The 22325-nt window shown below is 65.5% G+C and carries 20 protein-coding genes; 13 read left to right on the top strand and 7 right to left on the bottom strand.

Annotation, left to right across the window (positions count from 1 at the left end; translation table 11 throughout):
• Window positions 1-26: 26 nt before the first annotated feature.
• The 6 genes from HIM68_RS17660 to HIM68_RS17685 all read right to left on the bottom strand — a co-directional run bounded on the left by HIM68_RS17660 (window position 27) and on the right by HIM68_RS17685 (window position 6273).
• Complete coding sequence (locus HIM68_RS17660) at window positions 27-680, bottom strand: histidine phosphatase family protein (RefSeq protein ID WP_172174821.1); 654 nt, start codon at window positions 678-680, stop codon at window positions 27-29.
• A gap of 284 nt (window positions 681-964) precedes the next feature.
• A complete protein-coding gene (locus tag HIM68_RS17665) occupies window positions 965-1696 on the bottom strand; it encodes an SDR family NAD(P)-dependent oxidoreductase (protein WP_172174824.1) in 732 nt (243 codons plus the stop codon).
• Complete coding sequence (locus HIM68_RS17670; protein ID WP_172174827.1) at window positions 1696-2559, bottom strand: alpha/beta fold hydrolase; 864 nt, start codon at window positions 2557-2559, stop codon at window positions 1696-1698. The genes HIM68_RS17665 and HIM68_RS17670 overlap by 1 nt, the downstream gene beginning before the upstream one ends.
• Window positions 2560-2648: 89 nt before the next feature.
• The gene (locus HIM68_RS17675) at window positions 2649-4565 is read right to left on the bottom strand and encodes an NAD(P)/FAD-dependent oxidoreductase (protein WP_172174830.1); all 1917 of its coding nucleotides are present in this window, start codon (window positions 4563-4565) and stop codon (window positions 2649-2651) included.
• A 54-nt stretch (window positions 4566-4619) separates the two neighbouring features.
• Window positions 4620-5414 (bottom strand): alpha/beta fold hydrolase, encoded by a 795-nt coding sequence (locus HIM68_RS17680; protein ID WP_172174833.1) that lies wholly within the window; start codon window positions 5412-5414, stop codon window positions 4620-4622.
• Window positions 5407-6273 (bottom strand): ABC transporter ATP-binding protein, encoded by an 867-nt coding sequence (locus HIM68_RS17685; RefSeq protein WP_172174836.1) that lies wholly within the window; start codon window positions 6271-6273, stop codon window positions 5407-5409. Before HIM68_RS17685 ends, HIM68_RS17680 begins: the two co-directional genes overlap by 8 nt.
• A 364-nt stretch (window positions 6274-6637) precedes the next feature.
• Between HIM68_RS17685 and HIM68_RS17690 the strand changes: the two genes are divergently transcribed.
• From HIM68_RS17690 to HIM68_RS17740, 11 genes are all read left to right on the top strand, one after another.
• Window positions 6638-7486, top strand: coding sequence for a glucose 1-dehydrogenase (locus HIM68_RS17690; RefSeq protein WP_172174839.1), 849 nt, complete (start codon window positions 6638-6640; stop codon window positions 7484-7486).
• Window positions 7479-8417 (top strand): ABC transporter permease, encoded by a 939-nt coding sequence (locus HIM68_RS17695; RefSeq protein ID WP_172174842.1) that lies wholly within the window; start codon window positions 7479-7481, stop codon window positions 8415-8417. Before HIM68_RS17690 ends, HIM68_RS17695 begins: the two co-directional genes overlap by 8 nt.
• Window positions 8417-9223 carry an SDR family NAD(P)-dependent oxidoreductase gene (locus tag HIM68_RS17700; protein WP_172174845.1) on the top strand — a complete coding sequence of 269 codons (807 nt, stop codon included), beginning with the start codon at window positions 8417-8419 and terminating at the stop codon, window positions 9221-9223. The genes HIM68_RS17695 and HIM68_RS17700 overlap by 1 nt, the downstream gene beginning before the upstream one ends.
• Window positions 9224-9363: 140 nt before the next feature.
• Window positions 9364-10269 carry a LysR family transcriptional regulator gene (locus HIM68_RS17705; protein ID WP_172174848.1) on the top strand — a complete coding sequence of 302 codons (906 nt, stop codon included), beginning with the start codon at window positions 9364-9366 and terminating at the stop codon, window positions 10267-10269.
• Window positions 10270-10429: 160 nt separating this feature from the next.
• Entirely contained in the window at window positions 10430-12685 is a 2256-nt protein-coding gene (locus HIM68_RS17710) for an acetate--CoA ligase family protein (protein ID WP_172174851.1), read from the top strand.
• A gap of 1 nt (window position 12686) precedes the next feature.
• Window positions 12687-14246 (top strand): acyl-CoA carboxylase subunit beta, encoded by a 1560-nt coding sequence (locus HIM68_RS17715; protein ID WP_172174854.1) that lies wholly within the window; start codon window positions 12687-12689, stop codon window positions 14244-14246.
• Between the two features lie 32 nt (window positions 14247-14278).
• Window positions 14279-15673, top strand: coding sequence for an acetyl/propionyl/methylcrotonyl-CoA carboxylase subunit alpha (locus tag HIM68_RS17720; protein WP_172174857.1), 1395 nt, complete (start codon window positions 14279-14281; stop codon window positions 15671-15673).
• Window position 15674: 1 nt separating this feature from the next.
• A complete protein-coding gene (locus HIM68_RS17725) occupies window positions 15675-15896 on the top strand; it encodes a biotin/lipoyl-binding carrier protein (RefSeq protein ID WP_172174860.1) in 222 nt (73 codons plus the stop codon).
• Between the two features lie 2 nt (window positions 15897-15898).
• Window positions 15899-17035: an NADPH:quinone oxidoreductase family protein gene (locus tag HIM68_RS17730; RefSeq protein WP_253904048.1), complete on the top strand. Its 1137-nt coding sequence runs from the start codon at window positions 15899-15901 to the stop codon at window positions 17033-17035.
• A gap of 115 nt (window positions 17036-17150) precedes the next feature.
• On the top strand, window positions 17151-18263 hold the full coding sequence (locus HIM68_RS17735; RefSeq protein ID WP_172174863.1) for an ABC transporter substrate-binding protein: 1113 nt from the start codon (window positions 17151-17153) through the stop codon (window positions 18261-18263).
• An 89-nt stretch (window positions 18264-18352) separates the two neighbouring features.
• Entirely contained in the window at window positions 18353-19420 is a 1068-nt protein-coding gene (locus HIM68_RS17740; RefSeq protein WP_172174866.1) for a phosphotransferase family protein, read from the top strand.
• A 130-nt stretch (window positions 19421-19550) separates the two neighbouring features.
• On the opposite strand, the gene HIM68_RS17745 is transcribed toward HIM68_RS17740, so the two are convergent.
• Window positions 19551-19835 carry a hypothetical protein gene (locus HIM68_RS17745; protein WP_172174869.1) on the bottom strand — a complete coding sequence of 95 codons (285 nt, stop codon included), beginning with the start codon at window positions 19833-19835 and terminating at the stop codon, window positions 19551-19553.
• Here HIM68_RS17745 and HIM68_RS17750 point away from each other — a divergent pair, their 5' ends adjacent.
• Window positions 19836-20849, top strand: a complete 1014-nt coding sequence (locus HIM68_RS17750; protein ID WP_172174872.1) for a PDR/VanB family oxidoreductase — start codon at window positions 19836-19838, stop codon at window positions 20847-20849.
• Between the two features lie 15 nt (window positions 20850-20864).
• Window positions 20865-22097 carry a cytochrome P450 gene (locus HIM68_RS17755; RefSeq protein ID WP_172174875.1) on the top strand — a complete coding sequence of 411 codons (1233 nt, stop codon included), beginning with the start codon at window positions 20865-20867 and terminating at the stop codon, window positions 22095-22097.
• Window positions 22098-22325 lie beyond the last annotated feature (228 nt).

The raw sequence follows: 22325 nt of genomic DNA on the forward strand, positions 1-22325 counted from the left end.
GATTCGCAGGTTCGGCTTACGTTGCCTCAGCGGTAGGTGGCGTTCTTCGGATCCTGGTGACCGTGGTCGTTGAACGAGATGAGGCTGGTGCCGCCTCGGCCGGTGATGATCTTCGTGATGCCGGTGTTGATGGTCACCCGGTTGAATGCCATCCACTGGTCGAAACCGCCGCCGATCAGGCGGGCGGCGGTCCACGCGATGGCGCCGGCGCTCGAGACCACGATCGTTGACTGGCCTGAGCCCATCGCGCTGGTCGTCTCATCGAGGGCACGTTCGACCCGTGACGTGAACTGCTTGTAGGTCTCCGTGTAGTCCTCGTCGTGTTCGCCCGAGGCCCAGCGAGCCGCACCGCGTTCGAGCTCACCCTGGAAGATCTTGGAATCGTGCTGGGCGCGAGGGTCGAGATCCGTGAGCACTCCGGTGAGCTCCCAAGCGGCATATTCGTTCCAGCCGGCGTCGACGTGGGCGTCCATGCTCCGGCTCATGCCTTCGAGGAGGCCCTCGGCGGTCTGACGCTGCCGCAGCATCTCTCCGTGGACGAGCTGGTCTGGCTCGATGCCCTGGGAAGCGAGGAAGCGACCGGTGATGCGGCTCTGCTCTTTGCCGAGATCAGACAGCCTGTCATAGTCATCCGTGCCGAACGACGCCTGCCCGTGCCGAACCAGATAGAGCACACTCATGTCTTCCTCATTCTTCTAGTCTCGCCAGCGGTCTGGCCGTCCACTCGCTCTGTCCGAGCGATCGTTCAATTGCCCCGATTCTACGGAGCAAAGGTCGTGACCGGGCGTCCGTCCACGGTCACAGCGGGTAATCGCTGCCGTCGTTCAAGCGCAAAACCCGGTTGTCGATAGGTGCTCCTATCGACAACCGGGCTTCGCGTTGAACGAGCGGGGCAACGCTGCTCGTCCACGCGTGCTCTTGAACGAGCGGGCACGCGCGCAACGGGAGGGGTGCCTCGCAAGCCTCAGCGGCGGATGGAGCCGCCGTCGACGACGAGGGTCTGACCGGTGACGAAGCCGGCGCCGTCTGAGAGGAAGAACTTCGTCGGGCCGACGAAATCCTCGACGACTGCCGGGCGTCTGATCGCTCGCGTCGCGATATTCGCGTCCTCGCCGGGAGCCAGATCCTCGGCCAGTGCGGTGATGACGAGTCCGGGTGCGACGATGTTCACGGTGATGTCGCGCGCACCGAGCTCAGCGGCCAAGGTCTGGCCGAAGCCGATGATGCCGGCCTTCGACGCTGCATAGGCCGCAGCCCCCGCCGGCGTCTTGAACACAGTGCCCGAGGAGTACAGCACGATGCGTCCGCCGTCCTGGACGAGAGGTGCCACACCCTGGACGAAGCTGAGCGTGCCGTGCAGATTGAGGTTGAGCGTGCGCTCCCATTTGCTCCTGTCCATGGTGAGGAACTCGCCGAAATCGGCGACGCCCGCACAGTGGACGAGCGAATGGATGCTGCCCACTCCGCGCGCATCCAGCGATTCCCTCACCGCGTTCACGGCCGTGTCATCGAAGACATCGCCGGCGACGTAGTTGACGCCGTCGACCGGGCTCTTCGGCAGCGACCGCGACACCGAGGTGACCGTCCAGTCATTGCGGAAATCCTTGACCAGAGCCTCACCGATCCCGGCGGAACCTCCGGAGATGACGAGATCGCGCTGAGTGCCTGCGGGGTTCGTCGATGCTGTGTCCGTCATCAGTTCGCGGCTCCCGTCGCACGAGCCAGGAACTCACCGAGGATGTCCCACGTCTCCCGCGGGTGCGTGATGTTCGGGCTGTGGCCATGGGGCAGCCGTGCCACCTCGGCGCCGGGGATCACCTCGGCGAGCTTGTCCGGCCAAACCGGCTCGTACAGGGTGTCCTCGGTACCGTGGACGAGGAGCACCGGCACGGTGACATCCGAGAGATTGTGCGGGTACGGATCCTCGGGACGGTCGACCTTGATGAGGTCGGGCACCTGCGTATGCGGGGCCAGCATCGTGATGAAGTGACCCGGCTGCTTCGCCCAGCTCAGCCGTGCCTCGAGGTGCGCGGACCGGTTGGCGGTGTCATCGCCGAGGAGGTCGAGGATCGTGGACAGCGCCTCCTCGGTGCCATCGAACGCACCCATCTTCGCCATGTCCGGAGCCTTGTACGGACCACCGGTGCCGTTGATCGACGTCACCGAGGCGATGCGGTCGCGGTCGGCCGGATCGGTCAGGGCCCGCAGCGCCAGCGATCCGCCGAAGGAGTTGCCGACGAAGTGCACCGGACCGGTGATGCCGAGCGAATCGAGCAGGGAGAAGGTGTGGCGGATGCGGAACGCGAAGGGGGAGACGTCGACCCGCACGGACTTCGCCGAACCGCCGTAGCCGAGGAAGTCCGGAGCGATGACCCGGAATCCGGCGTCGGCCGCCAGGGGCAGAATATCGCCCCAGGTGACATCGGCGCTGCCGCCCCAGGCTCCGTCATGGAAGAACACGACGGGAGCGCCGTCTTCGGGTCCGCCGGTTAGATAGCGGGTCTCGAGGTCGGAGACGACGACGGTCGTGTCCGTGATGGTGGGCAACTGGGTCGGCAAGGGAACCTCCTGTGGTTCGGTCGTGCGTGGTTCTCACGCTCGTGGAACGTGGTTGGTGCTGTCTGAAGATCGGCCGAGATCGACCGAGGTCAGTTGAAGCCAAACTGCTCGCGGCGGATGTGGTGCGTGCCCTCGTAGTATTCGCGGGCGGGCAGCGGCCACATGATCGTCGAGCGGCCCTCGGCGTTCATGTACCAGCTGTGAGTCTTCGACCAGCCCCAGGTCCGCTTCGAGGACTCGGCGACGATCTTCTTGTCGTACTCGGCGAACACCTCGGGCTTGAGTTCGAGGGAGCGCTTCCCGTCCTCGGCGAGGACCCTGATCGCATCGGTGATGAAGCTGGCCTGGCATTCGAGGAAGAAGACGAGGTTGCCGTGGATGACGGTGTTCGTGTTCGGCCCGTACATGCAGAAGAAGTTCGGATATCCGGGCAGCGCGGTGCCCATGAAGGCGCTCGCATCGATGCCCCATTCCTCGTGCAGGTCTCGGCCCTCGGTGCCGGTGATCGTCATCGGCATGAGGAAGTCCGCGGCCTTGAACCCGGTGCCGTAGACGATGATGTCGGCCTTGACGTGCTCGTCTCCGAACCACACTCCGGTCTCATCGACGCGGGTCACGGCTTCGGAGACGAGGCGGACGTTGTCGCGTTTGAGAGTGCTCACCCAGGTGCCGTCATCGCAGATGATGCGCTTGGCCGCCGGCGGATAGTTCGGCATGATCTTCGCCAGGAGCTCCTCATCGCCATCGGCCTGCTCGATGAGGTAGTTCGCCAGGTCCTTGCGCAGCGCCTCATTCGCCTCGGACACCGAAGTCTCCGTCGGGTCGAACTCTGGATCGACGGTGGCCACCGGCAGATTTCCGACGACGCGGGGCAGGAAGATCGAGTACCGGTAGTACGCACGGTACTGGTGCAGGTGTGTCAGCAGCCAGCGCTCGCCGGGATCGATGTCCTGACGCAGCACCGGGGTCTTCTTCAGCCACGGGGCGCTGCGTTGGAAGATCGTCATCTCATCACAGTCCCGGGCGATCGGGGGAGCGAACTGCAAGGCTGAGGCTCCCGTGCCGATGACGGCAACACGCGTCCCGGTGAAGTCGACGTCGTGGTCCCACCGCGCCGAATGCAGGGTCTCACCCTGGAACGAATCGATACCTTCGATATTCGGGTACGAGGGTTTGTTCAGCTGGCCGACAGCGCTGACGACGACACTGGAGTCGAAGATCTTCTCCTCGCCCTCGGCGGTCGTGCTCTCAACCCTCCAGGTCTGCGAATCCTCATTCCACGTCGCGGCCGTGACCTCATGACCGAACTCGATATGGTCGATGAGGCCGTTGTCGACGGCGAACCGGTGCAGATAGTCGTGGATGAGCGACTGCCGTCCGAAGTGGGTCGGCCAGTCGCTCTGGACGAACGAATACGTGTAGATATGGCTGGGCACATCCGTGCGGCAGTCGGGGTACGTGTTCTCCCACCAGGTGCCGCCGACGTTGTCGTTCTTCTCCAGGATCGTGAACGGCACACCGGCCTGCTTGAACCGCAGGCCGGCGAGCAGACCCGAGAAGCCGGTGCCGATGATCACGGCGTTGAGGGCGGAGTCGGGGGCCACCTCGTCGAGGGTCCACTGCGGTTTGCGGGGATCGGTGTTGTTGGGCACGAACGAGACCTTCGACAGCGCCAACGCATCCTCGACGGGGCCGCCGACCAGCCAGGTCGTGATCTGCTCACGCAGCTCATCACTGGGTTCTGTGTCCCATTCCTGCTGCCGATTCAGATGGGGGACGAGCGCCTCGAAGCAGATGCGGCGGGCGTCGTCCTCGACCTCGGCGGAACGCCCCGAGTCCGGCTGGCCCGGCACCACCGGTCGCCATTCCTCGCGCAGCAGCGAGGTGTCGCCGGTGACGTGGACGGTGAGCATGACGAGCGCCGGCACCGAGGCCGAGTCGAGGTGGGTGCGCAGCTCTTCGGCGGTGACGACGTCGGCAGGTGCGGTTTCGAGTAGGTTCTTCATTGTCTTCTCCAAGGTGCGTAGTGTCCGGCCCGGCAGCGGGTCGGACGCCGTCCGTCAGTCGAGGGCGGCCAGGAAAGGCAGGATCTCGGCCGCGACGACATGGGGTCGGTCGAATGCGACGAGGTGGCCGCCGTCGACGAAGGCGAGCCGTGCTCCGTCGATGGACGCGGCCAGGGCTTCGACGGCGGCACGCGGGGTGCTGCGGTCATCGTCGCCGCCGAGGACGAGGGTCGGTGGGGGATCGCCGGTCGCGTAATCGCCGACGGTGACCATCGATTCGAAACACGTGGCCAGAGTCTCGGCCCCGGCATCGAGATATTGTCGCCGGGCGCGAGCGACGAGAGGATTGTCCGGATTCTCGGCCTCATCGCCAAACCAACGGTGCATGGTCGGCTCGAGCGCCTCCTCCGCCCCGCCCGGGGACCTGGTGGCCGCTGCCCGGCCCAGTGTCGCCTCGGCGGCGGGGCCCGCGAACGATCCGGAAGTGGCCATGAGGATCTGCGCGCTCACCCGGTCCGGGGCGGTTCCGGTCAGGGCCTGGGCGACCATCCCGCCGTACGAGATACCCATGATGGGCGAAGATGCGATGCCGAGGTGATCCCAGATCGCCAGCACATCCGCGGCGATCGCCGGCAGCGTGGGTCCGGTGGATCCGAAATCCGAACCGCCGTGACCGCGGAAATCCGGAGCGATGAGCGTGAACTCACCCCCGATCTCCTCGGCCAGGGGCGAGTACCACGACCCGTCGAGACCCAGCGAATGCAGGCAGGTGATGACCTGCGCACCCTCGCCGAGGCGGCCGAACGTGATCGTCGTCCCGTCCTCCCGAATGATGGATTGTTCAGTCAATGGCGTTCTCTTCCCGCATCCGATCCTCGGCGAGCTGGACCTCGTGGCGCAGGCGGTCGGACATCTCTTCGTAGTACTGCTTGAACAGCGGTGACTCGCGGCGCATCTCCTGGCGGCGGGGACGCTCGAGTTCGATCGGCATCTCCGCGGCGATGCGACCGGGACGGCTGGCCATGAGGATGACACGGTCGCTGAGCAGGATCGCCTCCTCGAGGTCGTGGGTGACGAAGACGACGGTGGGCCTCTCGGCCTCCCACAGGCTCGTGAACTCCTCCTGCTGAATGGCCCGGGTCTGTGCGTCGAGAGCGGCGAAGGGCTCATCCATGAGCAGCACCTGCGGGTTCTGGACCAGGGTGCGGGCGATGGCCACACGCTGCCGCATGCCCTGCGAGAGGTGGTTGACGTCGGAGTCGGCGAACTCGGTCAGCCGGACGCGGCGCAGCCATTCCTCGGCGCGTTCCCTGCGTTCGGCCTTCGGCACTCCGCGGACCTCGAGGCCGAGTTCGACGTTGCTGCGGACCCGGCGCCAGGGCAGAAGTGCGTCGCGGGCGAAGAGGAAGGCCGCGTCGTTGCCGCCGGGCTTGACCGGCGCACCGTCGATCTTCACACTGCCGGCGCGGGGTTTGAGCAGATTGCCGATCATGCCCAGCGCTGTCGTCTTTCCGCAGCCGGACGGGCCGACGATGGAGACGAACTCGCTCGGCCTGATGTCGAGGTTGAAGTCGGTGAGCACGCGAACCGGGGTGTCCCCGTGGAGGAACGAGTGGTTGACGTCTTCGAAGGTGATGGAGACCCCGCGGGCCTGGCGGTCTCCGTTCGGCTCACGAGTCAGGGTTGTGGTCCCGGCTGTCTGGGTCATGGTTCCTCGCTAACGTGGGTCGGCCGTGACCGGGTCGGATCGATCGGCGATCGGTCCGCGAGAGTTCGCCTGCTTCGGTGCGAGACGACTCTGTGTCACAGCGTGGCTTGAGGCGGCGCGGGAGAGCGCCGGGTCGGGTGGTTCTTCGACGTCGTTGTTCGTTGCAAGAATCGTTCGTCACCTCGGTGTGAGAGTCAAGGAAATGGCGCTCTCACAGTGGCTATCGCTTCGATAGGCGATGTCTGCTTGATCGGAGCACCGAATCCGTTCAATGCTGTCACGAACGCCGAATGTGCGCCTACGCACATGTCGCGTCTGAGACGGTCACGCAACGCAGCGTGTCCAGCCGCATCGAGGAGCAAGCGTGAGAACACAGCACAATCCCGACGGGGACGCCCTGAGTGGGCCGCGCGTCGGACACACACACTTCGACTTCACCGACCAGGTCGTCATCGTCACCGGCGCCTCCGGTGGGATCGGCGGTGCGATGACGGAGAAGTTCGCCGAGGCGGGGGCCGACCTCGTCGTCCACGGCCGGAAGGCCGAAACCCTGACAGAGAAGGTCGAAGCCGTTCAGCGCCACGGGCGCGAAGCGGTCATGGTCACCGGCAACATCAAGGAAGAGCAGACCGCGAAGGATCTCGTGGCCGCGGCGATGGACAAGTTCGGTCGCATCGATATCCTCATCAACAACGCCGGCGGCAACTTCGCCTGCCGGCTCGAGGACATGTCGCTCAACGCGTGGAACGCGACGATCGGCACGAACCTCACCGGCGCCTTCCAAGCCGCCCGCACGGTGCTCCCCGTCTTCGAAGCCCAGGGCGGAGGGGTGATCCTCAACGTCGGATCCGCCTCGGCGAATCATGCCCACCCGATGCGCGGGGCCTATGCCGCGGCGAAAGCGGGAATCGCCTCGCTGACGAAGACCATGGCCTGGGAATGGGGCGATCGCGGAATCCGCGTCAACTGCGTCGAGCCCGGAGCCACACTGACCGCGGCATCGCGGTTCAACAACTCCGAGACCGAACGGAAGTTCGGTGCGAACCTGGCCCTGGGGCGGGTCGGTCAGCCCGAAGAGGTCGCCGACGCCTGCATGTACCTGTGCTCCGACTCCTCGAGCTACATCACCGGCACAGTGCTCTCGGTCGCTGGTGGTCCGCACACCTCCTCACCGGCCGATATCCAACTCATCCGCGGAGGCGACGATGACTGAAACAGTGACCACCGATCACAACTCCGAGGACACCGGCCGGAGCGATTCCGGCGGCGGTTCGGGCGACTATCGCGCCAGCCGTCAGGCGGGCAGCGTCATCCGCAACCCCGCCAAGCTGCCCGCCCGACAGCCGTACGACGATTCGGGCATCCTCGTCGAACGCAGACGCGACCGGATGAACAGCCGCGTCTGGGTGTGGGGTCTGCGCCTGGGCATCTTCGTCGCATTCGTCGCCGCTTGGGATCTGCTCGTCCGCGGTGGGCTGATGGACCCCACGCTCGTCTCGCAGCCGAAGGACGTCGGACTCGCCTTCGTCTTCCAGCTCGTCGACCCGACCTTCTGGGAAGACGTGTTCGCGACCTTCGGCGGGGCGATGGTCGGTCTGGCCGCCGGTGCCGTCCTCGGCATCATCTCGGCCGTGGTGTTCACCCGCGTGCCCGTCCTCTACACGGCGGTGCGTCCCTTCCTCACCCTGCTCAACAGCCTGCCGCGTCCGGCGCTGGCCCCGATCTTCATCCTGTGGTTCGGCCTCGGCTTCACACCGAAGGCCCTCGTCGCCTTCACGATGGTCTACTTCCTGCTCCTGACTTCCACCATGGGTGCGCTCGAGAGCATCGAACACGACATCTCCCAGCTGACGAAATCGCTGGGGATGACGAAGATCCAGCGCTTCTTCAAGATCGAGATCCCGGCGGCGCTCCCGTCGATCATCGGCGGTCTGCGCCTCGGCGCCGTCTACTCGATCCTCGGTGCGGTGGTCGCGGAGATGGTCGGATCCTATGTCGGCCTCGGCCAACGCATCGTCATCGCGACGAACAACTTCCAGGTCGCCGAGACCTTCGCCATCCTCGTGGCCATGGGTCTGTTGGCGATGCTCGTCGACATGGCGATCTCCGTCCTGCACAAGGTCGTCACCAACTGGACCCGCTGATGACAGCGGGCTCACGGTATGACAGCTCACAGCGGGACTATGCCGGCCTGTTCCGACTCGACGGACGAGGGTTCGTCGTGCTCGGGGCCGGCGGCGGCATCGGTGAACAGGTCGTGCGCGCGATCGCCGGGCTCGGCGGTCGCGCCCTGTGCGTCGATATCGACGAGGCGGCGGTCGAAACCGTGGCCACGGACCTCGGCATGCCCTGGATCGCCGCGGACGCGACCACCCCACAGGGGGTGGAGGACGTGGTCGCGGCTGCGCAGGGCCGCCTCGGCGAGACCAACGGTTTCGTCGATGTCATCGGTCGGATGCTCCCTGCGTCTATCACCGGGTACGGGCTCGAGCAGTGGGAGGCGGATTTCGCGATCAATCTGCGACATGCGCTGCTGGCCGGCGGCCGTTTGGCGCCGCTGGTGACGGACGGTGCGATCGTCTTCGTCTCGAGCGTCGGCGGCACCCACGGATCCCTGTTCTCACCCGGATACGGGCCGACGAAGGCCGCACTCGAGGTGTGGGTCAAGGAGCTCGCGGCCGAACACGGGCCGCGTGGGGTGCGCGTGAATGCGGTCGCTCCGGGGCTCTTCCTGTCTCCGCGGGTCGCAGCCGCCGGTCTCGACGAAGCGGCCGATGGGGCGCTGTCGACCAAGCCGCTGCTGCGGCGGCTCGGGCAGCCGCACGAGGTGGCGGCGACGATCGCGTTCCTGCTCACCCCGGCCGCCGGGAACATCACCGCGGCGACCATCCCCGTCGAGGGCGGGGCACTGTCGCGAGACTCGACCGGGCTTGATGAACTGCACTCCTGACCAACCGGACTAGGCCGGACACCTGCACTCCTGACCAACCGGTCGATAATCCTGACCATTCGGTCGAAAATTGACTTGCCCCGGCGCGGGGGATATTAATTGTTCCGGACGCTGGAGCCGGACGAACGGGGATGAGAATCATGCGCTTTGAGCAGCTGAGGTACTTGGAAGCGGCGCTGCGCACCGGTTCGTTCCGCCAGGCAGCGAAGGAACTCAACATCTCGCAGCCGACGATCACCAGCCAGGTCCAACGACTCGAAGAGGACCTCGGGGTCCTTCTCGTCACGCGCGGCGCCAAAGGCGTGCAGCCCACCTACGCCGCCGAGCAGATCCTGCCCCACGTCGAATCCGCCGTCCAAGCCGAGCGCATGCTGCGCGAGGAGGCCTCGGCGATCAGCGGTCTGCAATTGGGTGAGGTGCGCTTGGGTACTGTTCCCGCCGGTTCCCAGACGATCTTGCCCTCGGTGGTCAACAAGCTCTTGGCCGACTATCCGAGCCTGCGATTCAATGTCGACGAAGGCCCGTCGAGGATGGTCGTGCGCGGAGTCCTCAGCAGCAAGTTCGACGTCGGTCTCGTCACCCGTCTGCCGGGGATCGAGCTCGTCGCCGCCGAGGATGCCCTGCTGCAGTACATCGATCTCATCCCCGGTCGCATCGTCCTCGCCGTGCCTGAGAACCACCGGCTGGCGACCGTCGATCGCTTCCACCCCTCCGATCTCGAGGGCGAACCGCTTATCTTCCCTGCGGATTCGAGCATCATCAAGGTTGCCTTCGACAAGCTCATCGAAGGTGTCGAAGCCCGCATCGTCTACTCCTCGCCGAACGCGGAGTCCGTGCGGGCGATGGTCCGCGCCGGGGTGGGCATCTCCATGGCCAATACCCTTGTCGACTCCACCGTCAGCGGCGACGGCGTCGCGCTCGTGCCGCTCAACTACGAATGGGCGCAGGCGCAGACCTCGGCCATTGTGCGCAAGGGCGAGGCGCGCTCATCGGCCGTGCAGGCCTTCCTCAAGCTGCTGCGAGAGGCCGCCGCCACCCGCGCGTAGCCTTCGCACGACCCCAGTGATAGTGCGCCCGATAGGGCTTGCGTATCACCGTGCCAGCGCGTTCTGGCTTCCCACTGCCACTCTCGCTGGCGAGACTTGACTCACACAAGATGCTTTCGCAGGCACCGCCTGCATCCCGAATCACAGTGAGGTCATTCTCTTGTCAGTCGATACGCCTCTGCGGAGCAGCGCAGCTTCGCTCGGCACCCTCGTCGCCAACGCACGGTCCCGAGAATCTGGGATGTTCACCGAAGCCGAGGGCAAATCGCTCCTGGCCTCCTACGGAATCGACGTTCCCTCCGGTGCCCAGCTCGAACTCGGCCAGCCCTGCCCTGCGAACCTGCGCGATCCGCTCGTCGTCAAAGCGATCTCGCCCACCCTGGTGCACAAGTCCGATGCCGGAGGAGTCCGCGTCGGAGTCACCTCGGACGAACTGTCCCGGGTCGAGGCGGAGATGACGCTGTCGCTGCGTGAGGCGGGCCATGAACTCACCGGCCTCCTCGTCGAAGAGATGGCGCCCCGCGGCCACGAAGTCATCGTCGGCGCCGTCCGGTCCCCGGGGATCGGGTGGAACGTCATGGTGGGACTCGGCGGCATCCTCGTCGAGGTCTTCGAAGACATCGCCTTCGGCACCGCACCGCTGACGAAGCCGCAGATCGCGGACATGCTCGGCCAGCTGCGCGGTATGAAGGTCCTCGACGGTGCCCGCGGGGGAGTGAGCGCCGATCTGCCCGCACTCATCGACCTCATCTCGAACCTCGCCGGACCCGCAGGGCTGTTGGCCGAACTGCCCGAAGAGGTTGTCGAGATCGACCTCAACCCGATCATCGTCTCCGAATCCGGTGCCATCGCCGTCGACGCGCGCTTCCTCGTCGGCGAGGCCATTCCCGGCCCCCGGCCCGCCCCCGCTGCCAGCACCGCGGACTTCGGTCCGCTGTTCAACCCCCGTCGAGTCGCAGTCCTCGGGGCGAGTGCGAAGAACCCGAACATGTGCAACCGGTACATCCGCAACCTCCAGGAGGGCGGGTTCTCCGGCACGATCATCCCGATCCATCCCACCGCCGAGGCGATCGAGGGCCTGCCGACGGCCGCTGACCTCGGTGCCGTCGACGAACCCGTCGACTACGCCTACGTCGCCCTGCCGGGTGCCCGGGTCGCTGAGGCACTGGCCAAAGGCGCAGGGAAGCTCCGCTTCGCTCAGGTCATCTCCTCGGGCTTCGGTGAGGTCGAAGAAGGCATCGAACTCGAAGCCGAGCTCACGGCCGCGGTCAAGGAAGCCGGCATTCGCCTCATCGGCCCCAACTGCCTGGGCACGCACGTCTCCGCCGCCCATCTGTCCTTCATCCCCGAGGCGCCGCTGACCCCCGGATCGACCGCCGTGGTCTCTCAGTCCGGGGGCTTGAGCGTCGACATCCTGCGAGTCGGTGCCGACCGCGGAATCGATTTCCACAGCGTCGTGTCCATCGGCAACAGCGCCGATGTCTCCGCTGCCGAACTCGTCCGCGCTCACCTCGATGACGACGGGGTCGAGGTCATCGGTCTCTACCTCGAGTCGCTTGTCATCGCAGCCGAAGTGCTGCGCACCTTGGGGGCCTCACCGCAGCGCAAACCCGTGGTTCTGCTGGCCGGCGGTCGCACCGCAGGCGGGTCGCGGGCTGCCAGCAGCCACACCGGTGCCCTGGCCGGAAACCACCGCCTGTGGCCGGCCTTCGCCCGGCAGGCCGGCATCACGCTTGTCGATTCGCTCGGTGACTTCGCATCCGCCCTGCACGCCCTGTCGACCTTGGATCTGTCGAAGCCGATCTACGGCGATGACGTCGTGCTCTTCGGCAACGGCGGCGGAGCCAGCGTGCTCGCCGCCGACGCCCTTGACCGTGAGGGCAAGGCCACGCCGACGTTCCCCGCCGAACTCGTCGACTCTCTTGAGAGCCTCGAGGTGCCGCCGGGCAACGGCTTCGCCAACCCCATCGACGTGCCCGCCGGAACCCTGGCGGTCAAGTCCGGTGAGATCGCCGGCGATATCGTCTCCCTCGTCCTCGACGGCACCGAGGCGGCCGGCACTCCCGCTGCCACGATGATCACCCACCTCAACGTCGGGATCATCCAGCGCAACCTCGGTGACATCCTCGGCGACGTCACCGGCCGGATCATCGCGTCCGTGGCCGAGGCCTCGGCCGCCTCGGCGACCCCGACCCAGCAGATGCTCGTCCTCAAGGGCGACGGCAGCGCCGAGACCGCGGCGATGATCGACGACTACACGAAGCGCGCCCGCGGACTCGGCATCCCCGTCTTCGGCGCCTTCGAAGACGCCGCGGTCGCCGCCCGTGCCGTCGGCGAACAGCATCGCGCCGTGGCCTCGCACACCCCCAACCCCGCAACAGCGTTCAACGCAGACCGCTGCAGGAAAGGCGAATGACATGAAGGACCAGGACACCGCGAGCACCGGCGAGAATCTCAGCTACGTCGAAGACCACCAGCGCCGACTGGCGAAGGCCCAGGCCATGGGTGCTCAGCACAAGCTCGATGCCCGCCGCGCTGCCGGCAGACTCAACGCCCGCGAACGCATCGACCGCCTCGTCGACGACGGCACCTTCCGCGAGTCCGGAGTGTTCGTCACCTCTGCCGTCCCGGCCGACAAAGACAAGACCCCCGCCGACGGCAAGGTCACCGGCGCCGGTGAGATCAATGGCCGCCGCAGCTTCGTCATCGGCTACGACTTCACCGTCAAAGGCGCATCGTCCTCACCGATGGCCGACAAGAAGATGTCGCACTTCAAGCAGCTGTCGGCGAAGACCGGCACGCCTCTCGTCTACCTCAACGAATCCACCGGCGTGCGCATGCCCGACGCCATGGGCGGCACCGGAATGGGCAATGCGAACTCCGCGACCCGGTTCCTGCGCAAGCGCGAAAGCCCCTGGGCGGCGGCCACCTTCGGATACTGCTTCGGCTCGGCTGCCTGGCACACGATGGTCTCGGACTTCGCCGTGTTCACCAAGAGCAGCGTGCTGGCCGTGTCCAGCCCGGGACTCGTCTCCCGCGCCACCGGCCAGAAGGTCGATGAGCAGGAGCTCGGAGGGTGGAAGGTCCATGCGGACATCACCGGCTACGCCGACGCAGTGGCCAAGGACGACGAGGAGGCCATCGACCTCGTCCGGCAGTTCCTCTCGTACATGCCGCAGCACAACAACGAGATGCCGCCTCTCGCCGAGGTGCCCGAGGGGTCGGGAGACCGTGGTCATGAGATCAACGACATCGTCCCCGAATCCCGCACCCAGACCTACGACGTCCGCAAGGTCATCGACTGCATCGCGGACATCGACTCGGTGTTCCCGCTCAAGGCCCGCTACGGAAAATCCCTGGTCACCTGCCTCGCGCGTATCAACGGCCAGACCGTCGGCATCATCGCCAACAACCCGCAGTTCAAGGGCGGCGCCCTCGACGCGGCGGCCTGCGACAAGGCGACCTCGCTGCTCGTCCTCTGCGACTCCTACAACATCCCGGTCGTCATGCTCACCGACCAACCGGGCTTCCTCATCGGCATGGAGGCCGAACGCAGCAAGGTCGCCGGCAAGATCATCAACTGGATGAACGCACTGTCACTGGTGACCGTGCCGAAGATCGCGGTGACGATGCGCAAGAACTACGGCCAGGCCTTCATCAACATGGGCGGCGGCGGAACCGCCGATGCCACCGCCGGCTGGTGGACGACCGAAGTCAGCTTCATGGACCCCACCTCGGCAGTGTCCGTCGTCCACGGAATCGAACCCGACGAGGACCCGGAGCTCTACGCGGAGAAGCTCGCCGAAATGGAGAAGGGCACCTCCGCCTACGACGTCGCCGGCGTCTACGGCTTCGAACAGGTCATCGACCCGGCCGACACCCGCGAGTTCATCATCAACGCGCTCGCCGACCAGTACAACGCCCGCACCAGCGGAATCGGCGAACACAACCTGAGCATGTGGCCCACCGGCTACTGACCTCCATCGAGATCCGGAGAAAGGCAAAGAATATGAGTGAACTCCCCGACTGCCTGCTGGTGGCCAACCGCGGCGAGATCGCCCGCCGCATCATCCGCACCGCGAAGCGACTCGGTGTGCGCACCATCGCCGTCCACGATCCCGTCGACGTGAAGCTGCCCTTCGTGAAAGAGGCCGACGAAGCGGTGGCCCTTGACGGCGAGACCCCCGTGAAGTCGTATCTCGACGGCGACCAGATACTGACGATCGCGGTCGAGCACGGTGCGACCGCGATCCATCCCGGCTACGGATTCCTCGCCGAGAACGCGGACTTCGCCCGATCCGTCACCGAGGCGGGACTCGCTTGGGTGGGTCCGTCGGCTGAGGCGATCGTGAAGATGGGCGACAAGGTCGAATCCCGTCGTGCCGTCGCCGAGGCGGGCGTGCCCATCAGCGGTGACGCCGGAGCGGCCCAGAACTCCGCCGCCGAGGCGGTGGCCGAGGCCCATCGGATCGGCTATCCCGTCATGGTCAAGGCCTCCGCCGGAGGCGGGGGAATCGGCATGGCCGTGGCTCACAACGACGAGGAGCTGCGCACCGCGTTCGAGAACACCCGGTCGATGGCCGCCCGCAGCTTCGGCAGCGACCGCGTCTTCGTCGAACGCTTCATCGCAGCCGCACGCCACGTCGAGGTGCAGATCCTCGGCCGGGCCGACGGCACCATCGTCGACCTCGGCGAACGCGACTGCTCCACGCAGCGCCGCCATCAGAAGCTCATCGAAGAATCCCCGGCACCGAACCTCGACCCGGCCATACGAGAACGACTCATCGAATCCGCCGTCGCGGCCGCCTCGGCGGTGGGATACGTCAATGCGGGAACCGTGGAATTCCTCGTCGACACGACCACGGGGGACTTCGTCTTCCTCGAGATGAACACGCGCATCCAGGTCGAGCATCCGATCACGGAGCTCACCCACGGGGTCGACATCGTCGAACAGCAGCTGGCGATTGCGACCACGGGCACAACCACGCCGGACTTCGCGCCGAAGCAGAACGGCCACGCGATCGAGCTGCGCATCTGCGCCGAGGACCCGAAGCGGTTCTACCCCCGCCCTGGACCGATCCTCATCTATACCGAGCCGTCGGGTGAGGGAATCCGCGTCGATTCCGGCTTCACTGCCGGCACCGAGGTGACGCAGCACTTCGATTCCCTCGTGGCCAAGGTCTGTGCTTTCGGTCCGGACCGGGAGACCGCGTTGGAACGCGCGAAAGGCGCACTCGCCGAGCTCGAGATCGAGGGACTGACGACGAACGCGCCGTTCCTCGAAGTCCTCCTCGAGACCGAGGAATTCGGCAGCGGACAGTATGACACCGGGCTCGTCGAGGCGACCCAGGCAGAACAGAAGCGTTTGGCGAAGCTCGCCAAACAAGCGCAGAGGAGTGCATGACATGGCCGACACCATCAACGCCGATATGGGCGCCAACGTCTGGAAGATCATCGCGAACGAAGGCGACTCCATCGAGGAGGACGGCGTCGTGCTCATCCTCGAAGCCATGAAGATGGAGATTCCCGTCATGGCCGAAGACGGCGGCGACATCGTGAAGATCCACGTCAAGGAGGGTGACTCGGTGACGCCGGGGCAGCCGCTCTACGACATCGAAGCGGAGTGAGAATGACGCAGACAGCAGTCGACGAGACCGTGCGCACCGACGCGGGCGGGGAACGCTGCGCCGACGCGAATGGGACGGCCGCCGCCGACGGCGTGGCCGCCTCGGTGATGGGATCCGCTTCGGATACGTCCGTGCCGGAGAACTTCGCGGCGTGGGCGGTGACGGAACTCGGCGAACCCAGCCAGGCGCTGGAACTGCGCACGAACGAGACCCCGACTCCTGGGGAGGGGCAGGTGCTCGTGCGGATCCTCGCCTCGGCGGCGAACTTCCCCGATGTGCTCATGTGCCGCGGTGAATACCAGGAGAGACCCGATCTGCCGTTCACCCCGGGCCGCGAGGTCTGCGCCGAGGTCATCGCCGCAGGTCCCGGGGTCACCCGGGCGCAGGTGGGGGACCGGGTCATCGGACTGACCACTCTGCCGTACGGCGGGTTCTCCGAACTGGCGATCATGGACCAGGGAATCGTCCACCGGGCCCCGGAGTCGCTCGACAATGCGAAGGCGTCCTGCCTGTTCATCGGGTATCAGACCGGGTGGTTCGGTCTGCATCGACTGGCGCGCATCCAGAAGGGCGAGACCCTCTTGGTCCATGCGGCGGCCGGCGGTGTCGGCAGCGCCGCGATCCAGTTGGGCAAGGCCGCGGGCGCTCGAGTCATCGGCGTCGTCGGCGGATCTGCGAAGGCCGAGTATGCTCGGCAGCTCGGCGCGGACGTCGTCATCGACCGCAGATCAGAGGACTTCGTGGAGATCGTCAAGGCCGAGACCGAGGGCCGCGGTGCCGATGTCATCTTCGATCCGGTCGGCGGTGAGACCTATGCGCGGTCGACGAAGTGCATCAACTTCGAGGGACGCATCATCGTCGTCGGTTTCGCCGGGGGAGAGATCCAGTCCGCGAAGCTCAACCATGCGCTGGTGAAGAACTACTCGATCCTCGGCATCCACTGGGGTCTGTACAACACGCGGAACCCGCAGGCCGTCGACGACTGCCACGCGGAACTGACCCGGCTCGCCGACGAGGGCCTCATCGAACCGTTCGTCAGCGAAACGATCGAACTGGCCGAGGTGCCCGCAGGTCTGCAGCGCCTCGCCGACGGTGAGACGGTCGGACGCGTCGTCATGGAACACGGCGCCGGAGCATGACCGGACTGTGGGTCGCAGGCCTGGGGCTGATCGAGAATCTGGCACGGACTCGTTTCGGAACCCGGATCTGACCCACCGGCCACCACAACTCATGCGATATGACAAAGGAGTCACCATGAATGCACCACTGCACCTGCCCGGTCGGATCCGTTCCGGCCGTGGGGGCGAGGCGTCGGTCTCCCGGCGTTCGCTCATCAAGTACTTCGGTGCGGGCGCGGCAGCGCTCGGCGCCACCCCGTTCCTGGCGGGCTGCGGGGGAGAGGAGCCTGCCGCGGCTGCCGGCGAATATGCCATCGGGGCGTTCCCGGGCGACTCCTACTTCTTCGACACGATCAACCTCGCTCAGAAGCAGTACGCGAAGCACGGACTCACCGTGTCCGAACATCTCGTCGCGCAGAGCGGTGTGCAGGGCATGCAGCTGCTTGTGGCCGGTTCGCTCAATGCCACCGCCGTCGACACTCTTCTGCTCGTGGCCTCACACGGCAATGCGAGCAAGGGCAAGCGTCCGATGATGGTCGGGGCCCGAATGCCGGAGTCGAGCTACGCCATCATCGGCAACAAGAACGTCAAATGGCCGAGCGAGGACGCAAGCTTCGAGGAGAAGATCCGTGCGCTCAAGGGCAAGAAGGTCGGAGTCACGGCGATCGGTGCGGGTTCGGACCTGCAGCTGAGGCTCGCGCTCGAAACGGCCGGGCTGACCTACGACGACATCACTTCGTTGGCTGTGGGCACATCGGCTCAGATGATCCCGAACCTCAACAACGACCGCGTCGACGCGGTCGTGTCCGTGCAGTGGACGTCGACGAGGTTCCTCTGCGAAGCCACCGGAAGCTCGATCCTCGCGGAGTTCTCCGCCGACAATATGCCTGACGTCATGCGCAACCAGGCCGTGGTCGGTCTGGCCGTGCAGGAATCGTCGCTGGAGAACGACCTGGATCGGGTCAAGGGGTGGATCTCCGCGAATGAAGAGGCTGAGACGTGGATGCTCGAGAACCGGGCGGATGCGGCGAAGCTGCTCGATACCACCAGCATGAACGGCAAGGGACTGCCGATCGCCGAGGCGTACATCGAGCATTACGCCAAGAACATCAAGCCGAAGGTGAAGCCGATGTTCAAAGCCCCCAGGGAGTCGACCGAGCGGATGATCAAGCTGGCCGAGCGCTTCGGAAACATCGAGAAGGGCCAAGTCACCTACGAGAGCCTCGTCCCGGAATTCGCCCGCGCCTGAGCGACTCGGCAGACTCGCCTCGGCGAGGGACCATGTCTGACCTTGAACGACCGTGCCCACTTGAGCAGAACTGAGAAAGTGAGATCACTGTGAATGAGCAGACGTCAACGCTCGAGTCCGCGTCCGATAGCCGCAGCGGCGTCGACCTGGTGCGGCTGACTACGTGGCTGGAAGCCGAGCACTCGGGACTCATCGCCGGTGACCTGTCCGTGCGACTCATCGAGGGCGGCAAATCCAACCTCACCTACGAGCTCACCGACGGTACCCACGACTGGATCCTGCGTCGTCCGCCACTGGGCAAGGTCATGGCTACCGCCCATGATATGAAGCGTGAGTTCACGATTGCGGGTGCCCTGCGCGGGGCCGTCCCGGTGCCGGAGATGATCGCGTACTGCGATGATCATGATGTGCTCGGCGCGGATTTCTACATCATGGAGCGCATCGACGGGGTGCCCTACCGGTTCCGTGAGGAACTCGAGCCGCTCGGTGCCGAGCAGGTGGAGGCGATCGGGAAACGCCTGATCAGCATCCTCGTCGACCTGCATCAGGTCGATCCCGCCGAGGTGGGGCTGACCGAATTCGGCCGACCGGAGGGGTTCCTCGCCCGCCAGGTCAGCCGGTGGAAGAAGCAGCTCGACGCGTCGAGGACCCGCGAGCTGCCGGGTGCCGATGAGCTCCACGCCGAACTCGAGGCGCGGGTGCCTGCGCACTCCGCGGCCGGCATCGTCCACGGGGATTTTCGACTCGACAATGTGCTCATGGGCGCTGACGACCGGCCCGCAGCGATCATCGACTGGGAACTCGCGACCCTCGGGGAACCGCTCATGGACCTCGCACTCATGCTCACGTATCAGAAGCGGGCCCGGTTGGTCGCCGATTGGCCTGAGAATCTCAAGGGTCCTGCGGATGCGACGCTGACTCCCGGGTATCCGAGTGAGAACGCGATCATCGAACAATACGCCGCCGAGAGCGGTCGTGACCTCGACGGGTTCGGTTTCCACCTCGGTCTCGCCTGCTTCAAGCTCGCCGGAATCTCCGAAGGCGTGCGCTACCGCCACCTCAAAGGACAGATGCTGGGGGATGGTTTCGAGAATGTCGGCAACGCCGTTCCCCTGCTCATCGAGATTGGTCACGAGGCTCTGAAGGAGTTCGACTGAACGGACTCCTCCGTCGACTGAACGGACCTCTCGATCGACGACCGAGCCTCTCCATCGACGACCGGACCTTTCCTGCGACGACCGGACGCTGGATCAGCGCCTGAGGTGTCGGTCGGGCGCCGACCTGCAGTCAGCGATTGCGGCCCGAACTCCGTGAGAAGTTCGGGCCACGGCTGTGTTCAATTGATCTAAATTCCACCTCCCATGCTTTCAACTCGGCAGTTTCCAAACCTCGCCGCCCGCGAATCAAGGGGACGGGCGGACGGAACGGTGGGGCCACCTCGGCGAGATGCGGGATCAGGGGCTTGCGGAAGTGCGGGGCCGCCTCGGTGATCGAGGTGTGGGTCACTTTGTCTATCGCCTTGATAGGGGATGCGACGTTGTGCCGCCGCGGCGAGCCGGGAATGATGAACACATGGAAACGCTCGCTGTTGACAACAAGGATGTTGCGACGACTCGGAACGCTGTAGCCGGCAAGCCCGGAATCCAGACGCTGCGGGTCGAAAGCAAGGACATGGTCGCCGATGGAATCGTGAAGCTGCGACTGGTTGATCCCAACGGGGGACGGGTGCCGTTCTGGACGCCCGGTGCTCATATCGAGATCGTGGTTCCGCAGACCCACGGGGATGCGCTGTCGCGCCACTATTCGCTGTGCGGCGATCGCTGGGACCCTCACGCTTACGAGATCGCGGTTCTGCGGGAGCCGAAATCGAAGGGCGGATCGGCCTATATCCACGAGAAACTCGACGTCGGTGACATGGTCACTGTCGGCACTCCCCGCAACAACTTCTCGCTGTCGCAGGCCAAGCACATCGAGTTCATCGCCGGCGGAATCGGCATCACTCCGATCTTGAAGATGGTCGAAGCAGCTGAGCAGCTCGGTGTCTCGTGGCACCTCAACTACGGCGGCCGGTCCACCGACTCGATGGCGTTTCTCGATACGCTCGCCGAGTACGGCGACAAGGTCACCTTCTGGCCACAGGACGAGAAGGGTTTCATGGACCTGTCCTACCTGGCCGAGCCCGTCGAAGACGGACGCGTGTACTGCTGCGGTCCCGAACCGCTGCTCAACGTCGTGCAGAAAGCCGCCGAGAACTGGCCGTCGTGGGCGGTGCGCTTCGAGCGCTTCGTGCCCGCAACTCTGCCTGCGCCTGTGCGCACCGAACCCTTCATGCTGGACCTCGCGCGGAGCAAGAAGTGCGTCGAGGTCGGAACGAATCAGACTGTCCTGGGGGCGCTGACCGACGCCGGAGTTCCCGTGCTCTCCTCGTGCAACGAGGGAGTCTGCGGCACCTGTGAAGTCGCCGTGCTCAAGGGCAAACCCGAACACCGCGATTCGCTGCTCAACGATGCCGAACGCGAGAAGAACGACCGGATGTTCGTCTGCGTCTCCCGCGCCGTCAGCGACCGCCTCGAACTCGACCTGTAAGAAGAGGAATCATTCATGACCACCACCGCTGTTGATCCGGCAGCCTCCGATCAGGGCCGTTCGGTCCCGGTTCTCGACGACGACCCGTTCTCCCGGGAGACGCTGGAGAATCCGCTGCCCTTCCAAGAACGACTCCGCGAAGCCGGGCCCGTCGTCTATCTGTCGAAGTATGATGCCTACGCGATCGGGCGCTTCGAGCATCTGTCTGCTGCCGTCTCGGACTGGCAGGGTTTCGTATCCGGCCGCGGCGTCGGTCTCGAGAAGCCGTGGCATGCACGTGGGCTGCTGCAGATGGATCCGCCCGAGCATGACACTCCGCGGGAAGTTCTGCAGGAGATCCTCTCCGCTCGAGTGCTGCGTGCGATGACCGATCAGTGCATGAAGCGCGCCGGCACACTCATCGATGAACTGCTGGCCGGCAAGAACTCCGGTGATCAGGTCGACGTCGATGCATTCGGCGACATCGGCGCGGTGTTCCCGGTCAACTTCTTCCCCGATGCCTCTGGAATCAGTGACGAAGGCAAGGAAGGGCTCGTCGAGTACGCCGACTACATCTTCAACCTGGTCGGTCCGCCCAATGAACTCGTCACCGAGAACAAGTGTCCTGCCGGCGAGATGGCCGAGTGGGCGAATCAGCAGTGCCAGCGGGAGAACCTCAAGGAGGAAGGCTTCGGTGCCGACATCTGGGCTGCAGCCGACCGCGGTGAGATTCTCCATGACTTCGCTCCGCTGCTGACCAGGTCCCTCATCACCGCGGGCGTGGACACGACGGTGTACGGCATTTCGAGCATGCTCTACGGGCTCGCGACGAATCCCGAACAGTGGGAGGCGCTGCGTGAGAATCCCGGTCTCAAACGTGTGGCTTTCGACGAGTCGCTGCGATGGGAGTCGCCGGTTCAGCAGACGTTCCGTGAGACGTCTGAGGCGATCAATGTGGACGGCTGCATCATCCCTGCGGATACCCGAGTGATGATGTGCTTCGGTGCTGCGAATCGTGACCCGCGCCGGTGGGAGAACCCCGAGAAGTTCGATCTCTCTCGTGACCCGTCGGGTCACCTGGCATTCGGCATGGGCATCCATCAGTGCGTCGGTCAACATGCCGCCCGTCTGCAGGCGAGCTGCCTGCTCGAGCAGCTCATCCCCAAGGTCGCGAAGATCGAAGTCGCCTGCGAACACGGCGTCCGCCGCCACCACAACAACGCTCTGCGCGGTTGGGCGTCGATCCCGCTGCGCTTCACACTGGCCTGACGGCAGGGCGGCTCACCCTTTCCCGGTAGCAAGGTGGCGCGCTGACCTCACAGGATCGGGCACCAGCTGTGAGGACGACCGAGTGCCCTGATCGCAGGCCCTCACACCATCGGATCGCTTCGGATGAGTGCCAACGAATCATGAAGCGAAACCGTGGAGCATCACCGCCGCACCGAGGACCAACCTCGGTACGGCGGTGTTTGTGCAGTGGCATGGGTGCAGCGGTGA

Origin of the sequence: Brevibacterium sp. CT2-23B (genome assembly GCF_013168765.1) — a bacterium.
Taxonomy (GTDB): Bacteria; Actinomycetota; Actinomycetes; order Actinomycetales; family Brevibacteriaceae; genus Brevibacterium; species Brevibacterium sediminis.

Bases quoted from the DNA above. Each gene is read 5' to 3' on its own strand.
- HIM68_RS17660 (WP_172174821.1), bottom strand. From the start codon at position 680: ATGAGTGTGCTCTATCTGGTTCGGCACGGGCAGGCGTCGTTCGGCACG.
- HIM68_RS17665 (WP_172174824.1), bottom strand. From the start codon at position 1,696: ATGACGGACACAGCATCGACGAACCCCGCAGGCACTCAGCGCGATCTC.
- HIM68_RS17675 (WP_172174830.1), bottom strand. From the start codon at position 4,565: ATGAAGAACCTACTCGAAACCGCACCTGCCGACGTCGTCACCGCCGAA.
- HIM68_RS17685 (WP_172174836.1), bottom strand. From the start codon at position 6,273: ATGACCCAGACAGCCGGGACCACAACCCTGACTCGTGAGCCGAACGGA.
- HIM68_RS17695 (WP_172174842.1), top strand. From the start codon at position 7,479: ATGACTGAAACAGTGACCACCGATCACAACTCCGAGGACACCGGCCGG.
- HIM68_RS17700 (WP_172174845.1), top strand. From the start codon at position 8,417: ATGACAGCGGGCTCACGGTATGACAGCTCACAGCGGGACTATGCCGGC.
- HIM68_RS17705 (WP_172174848.1), top strand. From the start codon at position 9,364: ATGCGCTTTGAGCAGCTGAGGTACTTGGAAGCGGCGCTGCGCACCGGT.
- HIM68_RS17715 (WP_172174854.1), top strand. From the start codon at position 12,687: ATGAAGGACCAGGACACCGCGAGCACCGGCGAGAATCTCAGCTACGTC.
- HIM68_RS17720 (WP_172174857.1), top strand. From the start codon at position 14,279: ATGAGTGAACTCCCCGACTGCCTGCTGGTGGCCAACCGCGGCGAGATC.
- HIM68_RS17725 (WP_172174860.1), top strand. From the start codon at position 15,675: ATGGCCGACACCATCAACGCCGATATGGGCGCCAACGTCTGGAAGATC.
- HIM68_RS17730 (WP_253904048.1), top strand. From the start codon at position 15,899: ATGACGCAGACAGCAGTCGACGAGACCGTGCGCACCGACGCGGGCGGG.
- HIM68_RS17735 (WP_172174863.1), top strand. From the start codon at position 17,151: ATGAATGCACCACTGCACCTGCCCGGTCGGATCCGTTCCGGCCGTGGG.
- HIM68_RS17750 (WP_172174872.1), top strand. From the start codon at position 19,836: ATGGAAACGCTCGCTGTTGACAACAAGGATGTTGCGACGACTCGGAAC.
- HIM68_RS17755 (WP_172174875.1), top strand. From the start codon at position 20,865: ATGACCACCACCGCTGTTGATCCGGCAGCCTCCGATCAGGGCCGTTCG.